Annotated in this window: 12 protein-coding genes; all 12 read left to right on the top strand. The window is 44.1% G+C overall.

Annotated elements, in window-relative coordinates:
* The first annotated feature begins 1 nt into the window (after window position 1).
* The 12 genes from ACK8P5_RS08030 (at window position 2) to ACK8P5_RS08085 (ending at window position 18,885) form a co-directional block, all read left to right on the top strand.
* The gene (locus tag ACK8P5_RS08030) at window positions 2-1,513 is read left to right on the top strand and encodes a response regulator (RefSeq protein WP_422660421.1); all 1,512 of its coding nucleotides are present in this window, start codon (window positions 2-4) and stop codon (window positions 1,511-1,513) included.
* 136 nt (window positions 1,514-1,649) lie between these two features.
* Complete coding sequence (locus ACK8P5_RS08035) at window positions 1,650-3,134, top strand: ABC transporter substrate-binding protein (RefSeq protein ID WP_422660422.1); 1,485 nt, start codon at window positions 1,650-1,652, stop codon at window positions 3,132-3,134.
* 91 nt (window positions 3,135-3,225) lie between these two features.
* Window positions 3,226-4,155, top strand: a complete 930-nt coding sequence (locus tag ACK8P5_RS08040) for an ABC transporter permease (protein WP_422661412.1) — start codon at window positions 3,226-3,228, stop codon at window positions 4,153-4,155.
* A 32-nt stretch (window positions 4,156-4,187) separates the two neighbouring features.
* On the top strand, window positions 4,188-5,105 hold the full coding sequence (locus ACK8P5_RS08045) for a carbohydrate ABC transporter permease (RefSeq protein ID WP_422660423.1): 918 nt from the start codon (window positions 4,188-4,190) through the stop codon (window positions 5,103-5,105).
* 27 nt (window positions 5,106-5,132) lie between these two features.
* A complete protein-coding gene (locus ACK8P5_RS08050; protein ID WP_422660424.1) occupies window positions 5,133-7,430 on the top strand; it encodes a glycoside hydrolase family 3 N-terminal domain-containing protein in 2,298 nt (765 codons plus the stop codon).
* Window positions 7,431-7,433: 3 nt separating this feature from the next.
* Window positions 7,434-10,538 (top strand): alpha-mannosidase, encoded by a 3,105-nt coding sequence (locus ACK8P5_RS08055; RefSeq protein ID WP_422660425.1) that lies wholly within the window; start codon window positions 7,434-7,436, stop codon window positions 10,536-10,538.
* Window positions 10,539-10,577: 39 nt separating this feature from the next.
* The gene (locus ACK8P5_RS08060; RefSeq protein ID WP_422660426.1) at window positions 10,578-11,897 is read left to right on the top strand and encodes a glycoside hydrolase family 125 protein; all 1,320 of its coding nucleotides are present in this window, start codon (window positions 10,578-10,580) and stop codon (window positions 11,895-11,897) included.
* Between the two features lie 58 nt (window positions 11,898-11,955).
* Window positions 11,956-12,954 carry a glycoside hydrolase family 130 protein gene (locus tag ACK8P5_RS08065; protein WP_422660427.1) on the top strand — a complete coding sequence of 333 codons (999 nt, stop codon included), beginning with the start codon at window positions 11,956-11,958 and terminating at the stop codon, window positions 12,952-12,954.
* A 132-nt stretch (window positions 12,955-13,086) separates the two neighbouring features.
* A complete protein-coding gene (locus ACK8P5_RS08070) occupies window positions 13,087-15,810 on the top strand; it encodes an alpha-mannosidase (RefSeq protein WP_422660428.1) in 2,724 nt (907 codons plus the stop codon).
* A 171-nt stretch (window positions 15,811-15,981) separates the two neighbouring features.
* Window positions 15,982-17,031, top strand: a complete 1,050-nt coding sequence (locus ACK8P5_RS08075) for an SIS domain-containing protein (protein WP_422660429.1) — start codon at window positions 15,982-15,984, stop codon at window positions 17,029-17,031.
* Between the two features lie 78 nt (window positions 17,032-17,109).
* Window positions 17,110-17,892: a DeoR/GlpR family DNA-binding transcription regulator gene (locus ACK8P5_RS08080; RefSeq protein ID WP_422660430.1), complete on the top strand. Its 783-nt coding sequence runs from the start codon at window positions 17,110-17,112 to the stop codon at window positions 17,890-17,892.
* Window positions 17,893-17,913: 21 nt separating this feature from the next.
* A complete protein-coding gene (locus ACK8P5_RS08085; protein WP_422660431.1) occupies window positions 17,914-18,885 on the top strand; it encodes an ROK family protein in 972 nt (323 codons plus the stop codon).
* The last annotated feature ends 4 nt before the right edge of the window (window positions 18,886-18,889 follow it).

An 18,889-nucleotide genomic window follows, 5' to 3' on the forward strand; every position in this document is an offset into this window, starting at 1 on the left:
GATGTATAAAGTGTTTCTTGTGGATGATGAGCCCTTTATTATCGAAGGACTATATGATGCGGTCGATTGGCCTAAATTTGGTATTGAAATTGTAGGGACTGCTGAGAATGGGCGGCAGGCTCTTGAGAAGATGCAGAGTGTTCCTGTGGATATCCTCATTACAGATATTTCGATGCCAATGATGACAGGGCTTACACTGATTGCTGAAGCTAGAAAAATTAAGCCCGAACTTAGGGTCATCATTCTTAGTGGATTCGATGACTTTTCATATTTGAAAGAAGCTATGCGACTCGGGATTGAGAACTATCTCCTTAAGCCAATTAATTTGAAGGAACTTGAGGAGACTCTTTCTGGAACGATCAACAAGATTAATGCTTCAAAAGCGAAGTACATGCTAGATGAATATGATATATCGATTCTCAGAACGAATATTCTTTATCGGTGGTTAACAGGCAGAATAGAGCCGGAAGAATTATCTGAGCGTGCCGCATTGCTAAGTCTTAGACTAGATCAGCCTTACATGATGGTATCCGTGTTACGAGCACAATCCTCTAAGTTAGATCAGGCGTTAGTGCAGCTGGTTGAGACAGAGAAGAATGTGATGTATCTAATCGACTATGATGGAGACTTTGTCGTGATCTTTACCATGGATGATCCTGAGGTAGAGAAGCCGAGAGCAATTCGGTTGTTGCAGCAGGTTCGGGAACAATGTTTTGAGGAGGATATCAGCATCTCTCTTGGAAGCATAGAGACTATTTCGGATCATAATACAGAAAGTTATAGGCATGCTAAAGAGGCACAAGAATATTTTCTTGTTCTAGATCAGCCTTCATATGTGGATTATGTCGATATACAAGAGCAGAAGGATGAGGCATCCAAATCTTTTTCGTTCCAATGGCAAGGATATGCCAAGGGAATCTCTGCAAGGGACAAGCAGGAGTTATTCCATACGATCGACAGTGACTTTGAACGGCTACGTATGACTCCGGGGATCATGCCAAGCGTATTACAGAGCATTGCGGTAGAACTTATTATCCGAATTAAGATTGAACTAAGTGATATACAATATAGTGCGGCCCCAGATTTTGTGAAAAACACGCTCAGTCGTATTGTGGAGTCGGCCTCCATTGATGATTTGATTCGTGCAGTCAAAGATGGAATCGGTGGATTGGTTGATGCACTGAATAGCGATACGAAAAGTCCAGTGATCCAGCAGACGCTCAATCATATTCATGAATCATATGATGAAGATTTGTCGCTCAAGGTGCTGGCAGCCCATTATCACATTCATCCTGTGTATCTGGGTCATCTCTTTCATAAAGAAACGGGGGAGAGTTTTACCGAGTACATTAATCGTTACAGAATTGAGAAAGCAAAAGAACTACTTCGCACGACACCACTTAAGGTACAGGAAATTGCAAGAGAGGTTGGCTACTGGGAAACAGGCTATTTCTATAAGCAATTCAAAAAATATGTTGGCCTTTCTCCAAGAGACTTTAAAGGACTACTCTGAATTTCATGTTCAGAGTAGTTTTTTTCTTTATTTTGAACCATAATACCTTTAGTTTTTCGCCTATGTGAAAATGCTTTCATCCGGTAATCTTAATGTATAGAAAATAAACAAAGAGAGACAAAAGGGAGGAAATGAAATGAGTAAGTCGAGAAAGAAATGGCTCATTCCCATGACGATGTTGTTGTCCATTTCGATGTTGTTATCAGCATGTGGCGGGGCTAAAGATTCGTCAAATGGAAGCGCAAGCAATGGTGGTTCTTCGGACAAGCCAGTTGAGTTGATCTGGTACACAATTGGTGCACCTCCAAAAGACCTGGAAAAGGTTGAAGCTGAAATTAATAAGTACACTGCTGAAAAAATCGGTGTAACTGTGGATATGAAAATGATCGACTTTGGTGACTACTCCCAAAAAATGCAGGTTATGGCTGCTTCCGGCGAGCCAATGGACATTCTGTTTACAAGCTCATGGGCATTTGACTATGTACAGAATGCAAGAAAAGGCGCATTTATGGAACTGGACGAGCTGCTAGAGAAGGAAGGTCAAGGTATTAAAGAAGTACTGGACCCAGCATTCCTGGAAGGTTCTAAGGTTGATGGACATAACTACGCTATTCCAGCTAACAAAGAGCTCCCAGCTCAAGAAGTATGGCGTTTTAACAAGAAGCTAGTTGATAAATACAACTTGGATATTAGTAAAGTGGATACACTTGAAAGTCTTGAACCACTTCTTAAAGTGATCAAAGAGAACGAACCTAATGTGGTTCCACTTGCAATCAGTAAAGATTTTGGTCCGTTGACTCCTTATGATGCAGTTATTGAAAAAATGCCAATGGCTGTTCACTTGGATGACAAAGAGAACTTGAAAGTTGTAAACACATTAGAATCACCTGAACTAATGGCAGCTTTGAAAACAATGAACAAATACTACAAAGCGGGCTACATTTCTCCAGAAGCGGCTACAACAACTTCAACTCAGGACTTGTTCACTTCCGGTAACTGGTTTGTTGACCGTGCAGCAACACAGCCGTTTGCAGACAATCTGTGGAGCCAAAGCTATGGCTACCCTGTAGTTTCTACACCGGCGAACGATCCTGTAGTGTACAACTGGTCTGTAATGGGCTCCATGCAAGCGATTTCTGCGAACTCAGAATATCCAGAAGAAGCAATGAAATTCTTGAACCTTCTTAATACGGATGCGAAACTTCGTAACTTGGTAGACTCCGGTATTGAAGGCGAGCACTACAAGAAAGTTAGTGAGAATGTAATGGAGAACCTTCCAGCATCTAAAAACTATGACGTGCCTACATTTACTTTTGGTAACGTAATGCTGACTTACTTGAATCCAGAAGATCCTGAGAACAAATGGGAAGAGTTCAAGAAGTTTAACGAGTCCGGTACAAATGCACCACTTCTCGGATTTAACTTCAACCCATCAAAAGTATCTTCCGAACTTGCAGCAGTCAACAACGTAAAAGAAGAATTCTGGGCTCCGCTTATGACGGGAACTGTTGATCCTGAACAATACTTGCCTAAAGCTGTTGAAAAATTGAAAGCTGCTGGCTTAGACAAGATTATGACTGAAGTTCAGAGTCAAGTGGATGCATGGAAAGCAAGTAAGTAAGAATTAGATTGACAATGTGGATTAGATAGGGCGGCGGTCATCCACCGCCCTTCTTTTTCATTCATCACGAGGAGGGATTGACGTGAGAGCGATCGGACAATTTTTCAAAAATATCATGACGAATAAGGCCATGCTATTCATGGTTTTGCCGGGGGCCATTTGGTTTCTCTTTTTCTCTTACTTGCCGATGCTTGGAACAATCATTGCGTTTAAAGAATACCGTTTTAGCCGCGATGGGTTTCTTGCCAGCATCATAGACAGTAAGTGGGTTGGACTCGATAACTTTAAATTCTTATTCAGTACCAATGACGCATACATCATCACTAGAAACACGGTGTTGTACAATTTCGCATTTATCGTATTAGGTCTCATTTTATCTGTTGCTTTGGCAATTGTGTTGTCTGAGATTGTAAATAAACGACTGGCGAAAGTGTACCAGACCGGTATGTTTCTTCCCTATTTCCTATCATGGGTAATTGTTGGATATTTTGCGTTTAGCTTCCTCAGCATGGATAAAGGTATGCTGAATCAGATTCTTGCTTGGTTTGGTGTAGATCCAATCCAGTGGTATTCGGAGGCGAAGTACTGGCCTTACATTTTGATTCTAATTAGCTTGTGGAAAGCAATTGGTTATAACAGTGTCGTGTATCTCGCAGCGATTATGGGTATAGACAAGTCCTTGTATGAAGCAGCTATGATTGACGGCGCGAACAAATGGCAGCAGATCAAAGCAATCACGATCCCGATGCTGAAGCCGCTTATGACGATTCTAACTCTACTTGCTGTAGGTAAAATCTTTTATGCGGATTTCGGATTGTTCTATCAAGTGCCGAGAGATTCCGGTACCCTGTATTCGGTAACGAACGTTATTGATACCTATGTATACCGTGGTTTGAAAACAACAGGTGAGATCGGTATGAGTACTGCAGCTGGTTTGTATCAATCCGTTGTCGGATTCATTCTCGTCATGACTTCCAACTATATCGTGCGCAAATACGATAAGGACAACGCGTTGTTCTAACAAGCGAATTTACTTCAAAGGGGGTACGAGACATGTTTAAAAGAAAACCCAAAACCCAAGACTTTCATCAGCTCTCCAAAGGTTGGAATATTGGTGCGAACATAATTGCAGGTATTTTTGCCTTTATGTGTGTATTTCCATTCTTGTTTGTTATGATTATCTCCTTTACGGATGAGACATCACTTGCAAAGAACGGTTATCAAATCTTCCCGGAAAAATGGAGTCTTGAAGCATATAAATATGTATTTGAAACAGGAGATACTCTGCTTCGCTCCTATGGCGTAACGATCTTCGTTACCGTGGTAGGTACGATCATTAGCCTTTGCGTAATCGCATTGTATGCTTATGCAGTGTCGCGTAAAAGTTTCAGATACCGTAACTTCTTCTCATTCTTTGCATTCTTTACCATGCTCTTTAATGGTGGCTTGGTTCCAACTTACATTGTAGCTACCCAGCTTCTTGGTCTGAAGGATTCCATCTGGGCTTTGATTTGGCCACTTGCTGTGAATGCCTTCTACATCATGATTCTACGTACGTTCTATAGCACAAGTGTTCCGGATGCTATTGTGGAGTCCGGTAAAATTGACGGTGCTACAGAGTTCAAGATTTTCTACAAACTTGTACTTCCGCTTTCCTTACCAGGTCTAGCAACGATCGGTTTGTTCAGTACTTTGGGATATTGGAATGATTGGTTTAACGCTCTATTATATATCGATAATCCGAACTTAGTTCCTTTACAATCGATGTTAATGAGAATTGAAACTAGCATGCAATTTATACTACAGAACTCTCAGAACGCTTCTCTAAGCATGGATGCTCTTCAATCGCTGCCTCAGGATACTTCTCGTATGGCGATGGTTGTACTGGCGACAGGACCTATCATCCTGGCGTATCCGTTCTTCCAACGTTATTTCATCCAAGGTTTGACGATTGGTGCGGTGAAAGAATAAAACATGTAGTGACCGGGGGATATGGGAATGACCTTTAAAGATTCTAGCAAACCTGCACTAGATAGGGCTCAGCATTTGCTGAGTCTCATGACACTTGAAGAAAAGATTGGACAGCTTATACAACCTTTCGGCTGGAAGACTTACGAATATAAGAATGGTCAAATATCTTTAACGGATTCTTTCAAAGAACAAGTGGAGAATGGCGGCGTAGGCTCTTTATATGGGGTGCTACGTGCTGACCCTTGGACAGGTGTTACGCTTGATAATGGTCTCTCACCAAAAGAAGGCGCTCAAGCGGTTAACGAAATTCAGCGATATGCCATTGAACATTCTCGTTTGGGTATTCCGATCCTGATCGGAGAGGAATGCTCTCATGGGCACATGGCTATCGGAGGAACAGTCTTCCCAGTGCCGCTATCTATTGGCAGCACATGGAATGTGGATTTGTACCGGGAAATGTGCCAAGCTGTTGCTCGGGAGACAAGGAGCCAGGGTGGTGTTGCCACTTATTCTCCTGTGCTTGATGTTGTACGGGATCCTCGCTGGGGACGTACAGAGGAATGCTTCGGGGAAGATCCTTATTTGATCAGTGAGCTTGGTGTTGCTTCTGTAGAAGGTCTTCAAGGTGAGCGACTGGATGGGACAGACAGTGTGGTTGCAACTCTGAAGCACTTTGCAGGTTACGGAAGTTCTGAAGGTGGCAGAAATGCAGGTCCTGTTCATATGGGCTATCGTGAATTGCTTGAAGTCGATTTATTGCCATTCAGAAAAGCAGTTGAAGCTGGTGCAGAATCAATTATGCCAGCCTACAACGAAATCGATGGCGTTCCGTGTACGGTTAACTCCGAGCTTCTGGAGGAGCTGCTACGCAAGGAGTGGGGCTTTAAGGGAATGGTCATTACGGACTGCGGAGCTATAGATATGTTAGCTTCCGGTCATGATACGGCTGAGGACGGTATGGATGCTGCAATTCAAGCGATTCGAGCAGGAATTGATATGGAAATGTCCGGAGAGATGTTCGGTAAGCATTTGTTTGAAGCGGTACGACTTGGCAAATTAGAACCAGAAGTCATTGATCAAGCTGTCTTGCGAGTATTAACATTAAAATTCCGTTTAGGGTTGTTTGAGAACCCATATGTTGACCCTAACCGAGCAGAACAGGTCATCGGTAGCGATGATCATAAGAGATTAGCTCGTCAGTTGGCAACTGAAGGTACGATTTTGCTGAAGAATGAGGGAGATCTACTTCCACTATCCAAAACTTCAGGTACGGTTGCAGTCATCGGTCCAAATGCAGATCAAGGATACAACCAATTGGGTGATTATACTTCACCGCAACCACAAGAGCATGTTGCTACTGTATTAAAGGGAATTCGTCACAAGTTCGTCGATGAGACACAGCGCGTTCTTTATGCACCAGGGTGCAGAATTAAGGACGATTCGAAAGAAGGATTTGATTTAGCCTTGTCTTGTGCTGAACAAGCGGATACAATTGTTATGGTTCTTGGGGGTTCCAGTGCCCGTGATTTTGGCGAAGGGACCATTGATTTAAGAACCGGAGCATCCCAGGTGACAGAGCATTCATGGAGCGATATGGACTGTGGTGAAGGAATTGACCGTATGAACCTTCAACTTTCTGGCGTCCAGCTTGAGTTGTTTCAAGAAATCCACAAGCTAGGTAAGCCGATTGTTGTTGTGTATATCAATGGCAGACCGATTGCAGAACCTTGGATTGATGAACATGCTCATGCAATTCTGGAAGCTTGGTATCCAGGACAAGAAGGTGGTCATGCCATTGCTGATATTTTGTTCGGCGATGTTAACCCGTCAGGTCGTTTGACCATTTCTATTCCGAAGCATGTCGGACAACTCCCTGTGTATTACTATGGAAAGCGCTCGCGCGGTAAACGCTATCTGGAAGAAGATTCAAAGCCACGCTACCCGTTTGGATATGGTCTGAGCTATACGAAGTTCAGCTATAGTGATCTCAAGGTTGAACCTGAGATTATTGGTGTAGATGAGCAGGCAACTGTGAGTCTAAACGTAACCAACTCGGGAGATCGTGAAGGTAGTGAAGTCGTTCAGTTGTATATATCCGATGCAGCAAGTCAGTACACCAGGCCGGCTAAAGAGCTGAAAGGCTTCCACAAGATGAACTTGAAGCCGGGAGAAACCCGGACCGTTAACTTTACCGTTGGAGCTGAAGAGCTGAAATACATCGGTAAAAATTATAAATATGTCGTAGAGCCAGGTCTGTTCCACGTGATGGTGGGTAGACATGTTAACGATACGCTTAGCGCGGATTTAAGGGTGCGGGAGGTTTAATCTATGGAGCGAATCAGACGTTTTATCCGGGAACTGTCGGAGCGGCAGTGGCAAGAGCAAATGGAACTGCGGGATTGGGATATTACACGTTCAACCTATAAACTTCCTGGTCAATATGAAGATACAGCGCCATATCCAGAAGGTACGGGGTTAGATCGGTTTCCGAGTACTCAGGGAACAACGTATTTTTTTCGCAAAACTTTAGAACTCCCCCTTACTTGGAGAGCCGAGAAGATAGGTCTATTGTTCGAGTCTGGAGGAGAAGGGCTGCTGCGTATTAACGGTAACTCTTATCAGGGGCTTGATCAAAATCATACGTTTGTTACACTCGATCCTAAACGAACCGGAACAACAATGGATCTCGAAATAGAATTGTTTGATCCGATTCCGGAACCGGTTGATCCATTGAATCAACAAGCGGTCATAAAGCCTCCGATTACTTCAATTCGAAGTATGCTTGTAAGCGTCAATATGCCGATTCAAAGCCTGATGCATACGGTAACGGTCATACGGGACGCCATGGTTCTTTTACCAGAGCAGGATTTCCGTCGTGTCCGCCTTATGGAGGCGTTATACCGGGCAATGGACCGATTTGTGTCCATGGACGACACAGCGATTCACAATGGACACGCCGTGAGAGCATTAGAAGAAAGCCTAATCCATGAGGTTCGTAAAGTTGGCGATAACGCCGAGGGAACCGAGCACATGGTGGGGCAGTCGCATATCGATATCGCATGGCTTTGGCCCGTGCGGGAAACGGTGCGTAAAACGAGTCGAACCTTCTCAACAATCAATTCATTGATGGAGGAATTTCCAGAGTTCAAGTACGCTCAAAGTCAGCCACTTTTGTTTCAGTTCTTGAAAGACAACGATCCTGAACTGTACGAGCGGGTTAAGGAGCGGATTGCTGAAGGACGCTGGGAACTGGTTGGTGGAATGTGGGTTGAACCGGACCTGAACATACCGAGCGGTGAGTCACTTATGCGACAAATGCTTTATGGTCAGCGTTTCTATCAGCAGGAGTTCGGGAAAACCTCCAATGTGGAGTGGTTGCCAGATACGTTCGGTTATTGCGCTTCATTACCTCAAATATTGAAACATGGTGGAATTCGGTACTTCATGACTACAAAGCTTGGCTGGAACGATACGAACGTTTTTCCGTATGATTTGTTCCACTGGGTAGGGATTGATGGCACTCCGATTTTATCTTATTTGAATCATGGAGTGAATGAGAATACGCTTCCAAAAGATATTCACGATCACTGGCAATCCTACCGGCAGAAGGATGTTCATAATGAACAGATGCTGCTCTATGGGCATGGTGATGGCGGCGGCGGGGTAACCCGTGAAATGCTGGAGTATATTGATCGGTCAGATTTAATGGTCGGACAACCAGCCAGTCGTTATAGCACGGCAGCGGATTTCTTTGATGGTATTGATCAGAAAGATCCGAAACTTCCAACCTGGCGAGGAGATCTTTACCTCGAACTGCACAGGGGGACTTACACTACACACGGTCGTAATAAAAGACACAATCGCAGAGCTGAAATGCTATACCGCGAATCTGAACTGTGGAACACGTTAGCAGCACCTATGATGGAAGCCGAGAAGCTGCAGCAGGTTAATACAGCTCTTCATGATGGATGGAAGCTGATTCTATTAAATCAGTTCCATGATATTATTCCAGGGTCTGCTATTACCGAATCCTACGTAACTTCAGAGAAGGAATATGGCGAAGTATTTGATAAAGGTCACTCTTCTCTTGAGCAAGGACTTGAAGCACTAGCGGCTCAAGTAAATACAGAAGGTGACGGTCTTCCTTACTTGATCTTTAATAGCATGGGATGGTCCCGTGATGCGGTTGTTTCCATACCATGTGAACCGGATCTCTGCAAGCAATCGATTTATGATGCAGAAGGAAATCGTCTTGATAGTGATTTTGTAACCGATGATAATGGGGTTTCTTCTTTTGCCGTACGTGTGCCGGGAGTTCCTGCATTTGGTTACAAGACAATCTGGGTTCGAGATGTTGGAGACATTGATGGTTTAACCGCTACCAAGTCCCAAGTGCTGGATCAGGATTGGGAGACGGAATACTACAAGATACAGTTCAATGATCGTGGTGAGATTGTTAGCCTCTATGATAAAGAAGCTGACCGTGAAGTGGTTAAGGATGGAGAACGTGCGAATCGATTCCATTTCTTCCATGATCGGCCGACGCTATGGGATGCTTGGGACATTGATACACGCTATGAAGACCAGGTGGCTGGAGAAGTCGAGCTGCTGGAGAAGAAAGTGGTACTTTCTGGTACGGTGAAGGATATTCTCCGTTTCCGCTGGCGGCTACATCAATCGGAGATTACTCAGGATATGATTTTGTATCATCAGGATCGCCGTATTGATTTTAAAACCAAGGTCATCTGGAATGAGTCACATAAGTTGCTAAAGGTTGGTTTTCCGATTGATGTGGTTGCAGAAAAAGCGACTTACGAGATTCCGTTTGGATCCATTGAACGTCCAACACACCGAAATACGAGCTGGGAACAAGCACAGTACGAAGTGTGTGGTCATCGCTTTGCAGACGTATCTGAGTTCGGTTATGGCGTCAGCCTGCTGAATGATTGTAAATACGGTTATGACGTCCAGGGTAGTACCATTCGATTATCTTTATTAAGAGCTCCAAAATGGCCGGATGTCACTGCAGATCTGGGAGAGCATCATTTTACTTATTCCTTATATCCTCATAAAGGAGACTGGCGTGAGGCCGGTACCTTCAGGAAAGCTGCAGAGCTCAACTATGAATTACCTGTTCAAGTGACAGTGCCTAAGAAGGGGTCACTGCCTTCTAATCACTCGTGGATTTCGTTTGAAAGTCAGCATGTTGTTCTTGATACAATTAAGCTGGCAGAAGATGGTGATGGGGTTGTTCTTCGGTGGTATGAATCCTCTGGAGGAAGAGAGAACGTAACCCTTACTTGGCCTCATGCTTATACGAAAGCGTATCTATCAAATGCACTTGAGGAAGAGATCGAAATCATTCCAAGTACCAAAGGTAAGATAACCCTTTCGTTTGCCCCTTATGAGATCAAAACTGTGAAATTTACTTAATTCTTATTACTATACTTAACTTTAAAGGAGCCAGTATCCATGGAACAATTCAGACTCCCTCAAATACCTATGCCAAAGCTTGAGCTACCACAGTCCATTCAAGATGTACTGAAGGAAGCAGAGGAGAAGCTCGCACATCGCCCTAAATTGCTGCAACTCTTTAAAAATACATTTCCTAATACACTAGAAACGACAACGAAGTTAATGGACGACGGAACTACGTTTGTAATCACTGGTGACATTCCTGCAATGTGGCTTCGTGATTCCGTTGAGCAGGTGATGCACTATGTACCGTTTGCTAAGAATGATCCGGAATTGCAGCGTATTCTGAGTGGTGTGATTAAGCGTCATATGAATTACATCCATATTGATCCTTATGCGAATGCGTTCAATGAATCTGCTAATGACTGGCATTGGAACACCGTGGATGAGACAGAAATGTCCCCGTGGGTGTGGGAGCGTAAGTTTGAAATCGATTCTCTGTGCTTCTCGATCAGACTGGCTTATGCTTACTGGAAAGAGACTGGACTTACGGATGTGTTTGATGCTGGATTTAAAGCAGCAATGCTGAAAATCGTTGAACTGTTCAAGACAGAGCAATACCATTTCGAGCGTTCACCGTATCGCTTCACAAGAGATAACGGAATTCCGGAAGATTCCTTGCGCAATAATGGACTTGGTATGCCAGTCAACTACACAGGAATGGTATGGTCAGGTTTCCGTTCGAGTGATGATGCGTGTGACTTCCATTACAACATTCCAGGTAACATGTTTGCTGTTGTAGCTCTCCGTCATATGCAAGAATTTGCGGAGTGGATCTTCCGTGATATGGCACTTCTGGCTGATCTTAAGAAACTTGAGGCTGAAATTGACCACGGTATTAAGCTCTACGGTATTTATCGTCATCCAGAGTTTGGACCGATCTATGCTTACGAAACCGATGGATTTGGTAACTATTGCTTAATGGATGATGCAGGTACACCTGGACTCATGTCTATCCCTTATCTTGGTTATGTAACAGCAGATGATCCAATTTATCAGAACACAAGACGCTTTGCACTGAGCAAAGAGAATCCGTTCTATTTCGAAGGAAAAATGGCTAAGGGAATCGGAAGTCCGCATACACCGGAGAATTATATCTGGCATATGGCACTGTCTATGCAGGGAATCACGGCTTCTTCTGCTGAAGAGAAGCTTGAGATGATCGCTATGCTGGAAGCGACAGATGCGGATACCGGATTCATGCATGAAGGTTTCCACGCTGATGATCCGAAAGTATTTACAAGATCATGGTTTGCTTGGTCGAACAGCCTCTTCTCCCAACTTGTTTACAAGGCGATGAAAGAAGGCATTCTGTAAGTCTTTCGTGATCTTAAATGATGCATCATAAACGTTCTTATAAAAAGGAGACATAACAATGAGCAAAATTATTGGCGAATCCCTAAACAATATCCCTTGGCAGGACAAGCCGGAGGGCACTAACGCTCCGGTATGGCGCTACTCCGCTAACCCGATTATTGAGCGTCATGCAATCCCAAATTCCAATAGCGTATTTAACTCCGCTGTCGTTCCTTTTGAAGGTGGATTCGCTGGTGTATTCCGCTGCGACTCTAGATCGGTTAGTATGGATATTTTCGCTGGATTTAGTGAAGATGGTATTAACTGGACGATTAATCATGACCCTATCGTGTTCGAAGGTGACGAGGAAATTACGAAGCGTGAATACCGCTACGATCCCCGCGTAATCAAAATCGGAGATCGTTATTATATCAACTGGTGTAATGGATACCATGGTCCAACGATCGGTATCGGTTATACAACAGATTTCAAAACGTTCCACCAACTTGAAAATGCATTCTTACCATATAACCGTAATGGTGTAATGTTCCCACGTAAGATTGGTGATTACTACGCGATGCTTAGCCGTCCAAGTGATACTGGTCATACACCGTTCGGAGATATTTTCTACAGTGTGAGCCCTGACCTCACCTTCTGGGGTAAACACCGTTATGTAATGGGTACAGTGAATGGCGATGCTTCCGCATGGCAGTCCAAGAAAATTGGACCAGGACCTGTACCAATTGAAACAGAGAAGGGCTGGCTTTTGATCTATCACGGGGTTATTAATACTTGTAACGGATTCGTATATCGTATGGGTGTTGCCTTGCTTGATATTAATGAGCCTTGGAAAGTTCTAGCTCGTTCCCGTAACTACATTTTGGGACCTGAAACTACTTACGAGTGCATGGGTGATGTTCCTAACGTTACATTCCCTTGCGCAGCGCTTACGGATGCTGATACAGGTCGTATTGCAATCTACTACGGCTGTGCTGACACCGTTACTGGTCTTGCATTTACAACCGTTGACGAGTTGATGAGTTACATGGAAGAGTACCCTCTGGTGGACGAGGCGTAAGCTTTACATTCTAAAGCTCGAAGTATAAACAAGCCTTTTAGACCAGCAAGCGTGAAGAATTGTAGGTATGATCCTATAATTCACACGCTTGCTGTGTCATACATCAATCTATGAAGCAGGGAGTCGACAACTATGACTGAATCAAGAAAAGCTCATATCATCTCTCATACGCACTGGGATCGAGAGTGGTATTTACCTTATGAGAAACATCATGTACGTCTCATTCAGTTGATGGATCAATTGCTTGAAACAATGGAGAAAGATGCAGAGTATCGTTATTTCTTCTTAGATGGACAAACCATCATTTTGGAAGATTATCTGCAAGTACGTCCTGAGAAGAAAGAGCAACTTGAAAAGCTTATTCATGACGGACGTATACAGATCGGTCCGTGGTATATTTTGCAGGATGCATTCTTGACTAGCAGCGAAGCGAATGTACGTAACATGCAGATTGGACATCAGGATGCAGAGAGCTATGGAACGATATCTAAAATCGGATATTTCCCTGATACATTTGGACTTGTTGGTCAAACACCTCAATTGATGCTGCAATCTGGAATCGACAATGCTTTCTTTGGTCGTGGCGTGAAGCCAACGGGCTTTAATAACACGGTATCGGATGGTGACTTTGAGTCTTCTTTCTCGGAGTTGATTTGGGAAGGACCAGATGGCTCCAAAGTACTCGGCATCCTATTCGCGAACTGGTACAGTAACGGTAACGAAGTACCTGTAGACGAAGAAGAAGCTAAAGCTTACTGGGAAAGAAAGCTTGCAGATGCTGAGAAGTACGCATCTACAGAGCAACTGCTCTATATGAACGGATGTGACCATCAGCCAATTCAATGCGATCTTCCAGAAGCGATTCAAACAGCGGAAAAAATTCATCCAGACACCGAGTTTGTTCACTCTAACTTTGAGGATTACTTGGTAGATGTGAAGAAAAGCTTGAGTAAAGACCTTTCTTCTGTCCAAGGCGAGCTTAGAAGCCAGCGTACGGATGGATGGGGAACTCTAGTAAATACGGCTTCGGCTCGTGTGTACTTGAAACAAATGAATCAGACGGGTCAGAGCATCCTTGAGAAAGTGGCAGAGCCACTTGCTTCTTTTGCAAGTCTGGTTGGTCAAGAGTACCCGCATCACCTCTTTACTTATGCATGGAAGACATTGATGCAGAACCATCCGCATGACAGTATTTGTGGTTGCAGTGTGGATGAGGTTCACCGCGAAATGGTTACCCGTTTCGATAAGAGCCGTCATGTAGCTGAAACGATTATCGATGACAGTAAGAAGGCGATTGCAGAAGCTGTGGATACAACTTCTTTCGCTAAATATGGCGACGATGCTGTACCTTTCGTTGTGTTCAACACAACGGGCTGGAAGCGCAGTGGGACAGTGTCTGTAGAATTGGATGCTGAACGTCTATACTTCCGTGATGGGTATTCCCTGAAAGAAACAAGCCAGCGTATGAAAGATATCGATCTTTCAGAACGTATGGTTGTTGATAACGAAGGTAACACGGTTGCATTTACAATTGAAGATCTCGGACTTCAGTTTGGATATGACCTTCCAGATGACAAGTTCCGTCAACCATATATGTGCCGTAGAGTGAAGCTGACTTTTGAAGCTAAAGACATCGCTGCACTAGGTATCCAAACATATGCACTCGTAAAAGGTTCAGCTTCTGCAGCAGCAGATTCTTTGATCACAGGAGAGCGTACGCTTGAGAATGCGAATCTTAAAGTAGAGCTTGCAACGGACGGATCCTTTACATTGACAGACAAGCGAAACGGCCAAGTATTCCGTGATCTTGGTGTATACGAGAACACGGGCGATATCGGTAATGAATATATGTTTAAACAGCCAGAAGGCGAAGAGACGCTGACTACAAAAGGGCTGGATGCTAAAATTCGCATTGTAGAAGATACACCTTTCCGTGCTTCGCTAGAAGTGATTCATGAGTGGGAAATTCCTGCTTCTGCTGATACTATGCTGGATGAAGAGCAGCGTGAGCTGATCTACTACCCGTATCGTAAAACGCAGCGTTCACAAGAAATGATTGTTTTGTCAATCCGTACACTCATCTCCCTGAACCGTGAAGGAAAAGGCGTTGAGATCGAAGCTAGCTTCAACAATCAGGCGAAGGATCACCGTTTGCGTGCATTGTTCCCAACAGACTTGGAAACTGCGACTCACCGTGTAGATTCGATGTTCGAAATCGTTCAGCGTAACAACGTTCCCGCTAAAGAATGGGAGAACCCAAGTAATACAGCTCATCAACAAGCATTCGTTGATGTGAGCCGTGATGGTGCAGGATTGACTGTAGCTAACCTTGGACTCAATGAGTACGAAGTTCTTCGCGATGGACGTAATACAATCGCTGTAACATTGCTTCGTGCAGTTGGTGAACTTGGTGACTGGGGCTACTTCCCAACACCAGAAGCACAGTGTCTGGGTGAAAGCACAGTACGTATGGAAGTTATCCCGCATAGTGGTGACGGTATGGCATCTGGTGCCTATGCAGAAGCCTATCAGTTCCAGATTCCATGGACTGTTAGCCAGACAGGTATTCATGAGGGATCGGTTACTCCGAATGCATCAGTATTCCAGTGGGAGAGTAATGAGCTTGCCTTCTCGTCCCTCAAAGTTAGCCGTAAATCGGGTGATTTGATGCTTCGCTGGTTTAACATGGGCGGTGCTCCAGTTGAACTTGCACTCCAGTCAAATCTTTCCGGAGCTCAGGCTTATAAATCAACCATCCTTGAGATTCCAGGGGAACTCCAACCATTTAATGGTGAAGGAGAGTATTCGCTTCCTGTGAAGCCTTACGAAATCATAACCGTTGGTGTTAAAGCCTAATAAGCTATGACACTAGATAATAAAAGCCAGATTCTGCATTTATGCGGAATCTGGTTTTTTTATTTTTATGGTTTAAAATCATCGAGTTTGACGAAAACGATCATATTATGATTGAAAAAATCATTATAGTGATTTAATATAACATTATAACACGGAGGGGAGAGTTCTTTCATGACAAAGGGACAATTGACTTACCCAGAAATTGGACAGCAAGGCGAAGCGATTGCAGCAGCTTGGGAACAGTTAGCGAAACAGCAGGATTGGGTCAAGAAATATATTGGAAATACCGAGTACGAAGAGGTAATATTTATAGGTTCGGGTTCTTCGTATTACCAAGCACAGACGATGGCTACAACTTTCCGCTTATGGCTTGGAAGACCAGCTAGTGCGTTCCCTTCTTCTGAAATTTTCCTATTCAGAGATCAGTCTTCAGCTAAGGGAGGAAAGAAGCTTTTAGTAGGTGTATCACGTTCTGGAGAATCCACGGAAGTCATTCTAGCCATCGATTCGGTGAAAGGGCTGGAGAATTGGGATACATGCGGCATTACGTGTTACGAGGATAGTGGCATGGCGAAGCAAACAGAATGCCTTGTATCTCCGTTTGGTAAAGAGAAAAGCACCGTGATGACTAAATCATTCGTAAGTATGACGTTTATGATGCAAGCTGCTATTGCGGCGGCAGCAGACGGCAGTTATTCTAATGAAATGAAGTCTGTTATGGAACAAGCAGGTGCAAAGCTTAAAGAAGCAGATGATTTTGCCCAGCAATTACTTCATAACAATCATTTTACAAAAACAATTTATTTAGGTATGGGTAGTTATTTCGGTATTGCTCAAGAGGCGTGCCTTAAGATCAAAGAAATGTCTTACATTTGGACTGAAAGTTATGGAACACTCGAATTCAGACATGGTCCGAAGTCTATTGTTGAACCTGGATCATTAGTGATATTACTTCTGTCAGAAACAGCAAGATCCTATGAGGTAAAAGTGGCAGAAGAGATGAAAGCATATGGAGCTCATGTTCTTATCCTCACTTCGCGTGTTGATGAAGATACAGCATTTGCAGACTCCGTATTTGAAATTGGCGGCGCAGACGTTAGCGATGAAGCACGCGCTGTAATGTACTTACCGCTTCTTCAGTATTTGGGCTTTTGGACAGCAGTGAATAAAGGTGTCGATCCCGATGAACCACGTAACCTGACACAAGTCGTTAAAATCTAAATTTACGGATCAGGGGAATGTTCAAAAGCTCTATGAAGAGGCAAACGTTTAATCACCAGCTAGGAGGAAGAGAAAGATATGGCTCGTATTGGTATGAAAGCAGAAAGACAAAACCAGATCCTGAGTACGCTGGCGATCAAAGGTGAAATGTCACTTCAAGAGCTGATGACGACATTCAACTGTTCAGAAGCTACAGCACGGCGGGATCTCGAAGAATTGGAGCAGACCGGCAGTGTGATCAGACGTGTCGGTGGTGGAGCGATGTATGTGAAGCCAGCTTCGGTTTACGAGGTTCCTTTTATTGAGAAACAGCAAGTTCTTTATGCTGAAAAATTGGCTATCGCAAGCTTGGCCGCTTCTTTGGTTCAAGAAGGGGATGTTATTGGACTGACGGGAGGGACAACTACGTTTCTTATATCCCAGCAGCTCAAGCATCGGAAGAATATTACCGTTGTAACGAATGCGGTGAATATAGCGATGGAGCTGTCGGAGAATAGTGATCTTCAAGTCGTCCTGACCGGGGGAGTGTTGCGCAATAAAAGCTTTGAGCTTTGCGGACCGCTAGCAGAACAAACGGTGAATGCCATAAACATCAATTTGATGTTTATGGGAATTGACGGTTTCACTGCGGGAGGGGTAAGCACATACTCCGAGCTTGAAGCGAACATAGCTCGTATGCTTATGCGTCGTGCTGACAAGACGATTGCTGTGTTTGATCATACGAAGATCGGTCGTGCCTCACTGTTTACAGTCGCTCATCTGAATGATCTATATGGGTGTATAACAGATGGAGAACCACCGGAAAGCTTAGTTAGCGCAATGAAAGAAGCGGATACGACCCTGTATATAGCCCAAAATTGACAATCCGTAAGGGGTGAAACGATGAGTTTCTGGATTGGTATAGATGTTGGGGGAACCAACATCGTTTGCGGAATCGTAAACGAGAAGGGTGAAGTGATGGATTCGATGAAGAAGCCTACAGAGGCTTCTCTCGGTACTTCATCAGTGCTGGATAAAATGGCACAAATGACGGTAGAATTGGCTGCCAGAGCAGGACTCTCTGATCAGATTTCTGGAATCGGTATCGGTATCCCAGGTCTCGTAGACCCTTGGAGCGGAGTAGCAACGTATTCCGCGAATCTGAACTGGCGTGATGTTCCCTTGAGTGCTGAACTATCGAAACGAACTTCCTTACCTGTGTATATTGATAATGATGTAAGAATGTATGTTTATGGTGAGGCAGTGTATGGAGCAGGTCAAGGTGTGGATTATGTACTTGGATTGACAGTAGGAACCGGAATCGCATCGGCTATGGTCAACCGGGGACATCTTCATTATGGGCATCTCAATTTAGCTGGAGAAATTGGTCACGGACCCATGGATGGAGAGTCGGCATTATGTGGATGCGGATTTGAAGGATGTCTGGAAGCATCAGCCTCAGCTTCAGGGATGGTACGCGAAGCCAAACGTTATATAAATGAAGGAAAAGAGACGATTTTAGCGGAGTGGTTCCCTGAGGAGCAGCTTCAGCATTTATCGGCTGCTGATATATCGAAAGCGATGGATGCAGGAGATGCCGTTGCTACAGAAATTATGAACCATGCTGGAGTATTGCTCGGTAAGGCGCTTGTGCCTGCCGTACATATCCTCAGCCCTGAGGTTATTATTATAGGCGGAGGCGGGGCTAACGCCGGGGAAAGGCTGTTAACACCGCTAAGGCAAACCATGATGTCCCGTCTACTGCCTGATTACAGACAACATGTTAGTATTCGTACTGCATCACTTGGTGATGATGCAGGGGTTATTGGGAGTGCAATGCAGGCTAAGCAGCGTCATGAGCTAAATCAATCATAATTTA

It is taken from the genome of Paenibacillus sp. EC2-1 (assembly GCF_049311625.1).
Classification (GTDB): domain Bacteria; phylum Bacillota; class Bacilli; order Paenibacillales; family Paenibacillaceae; genus Paenibacillus_AQ.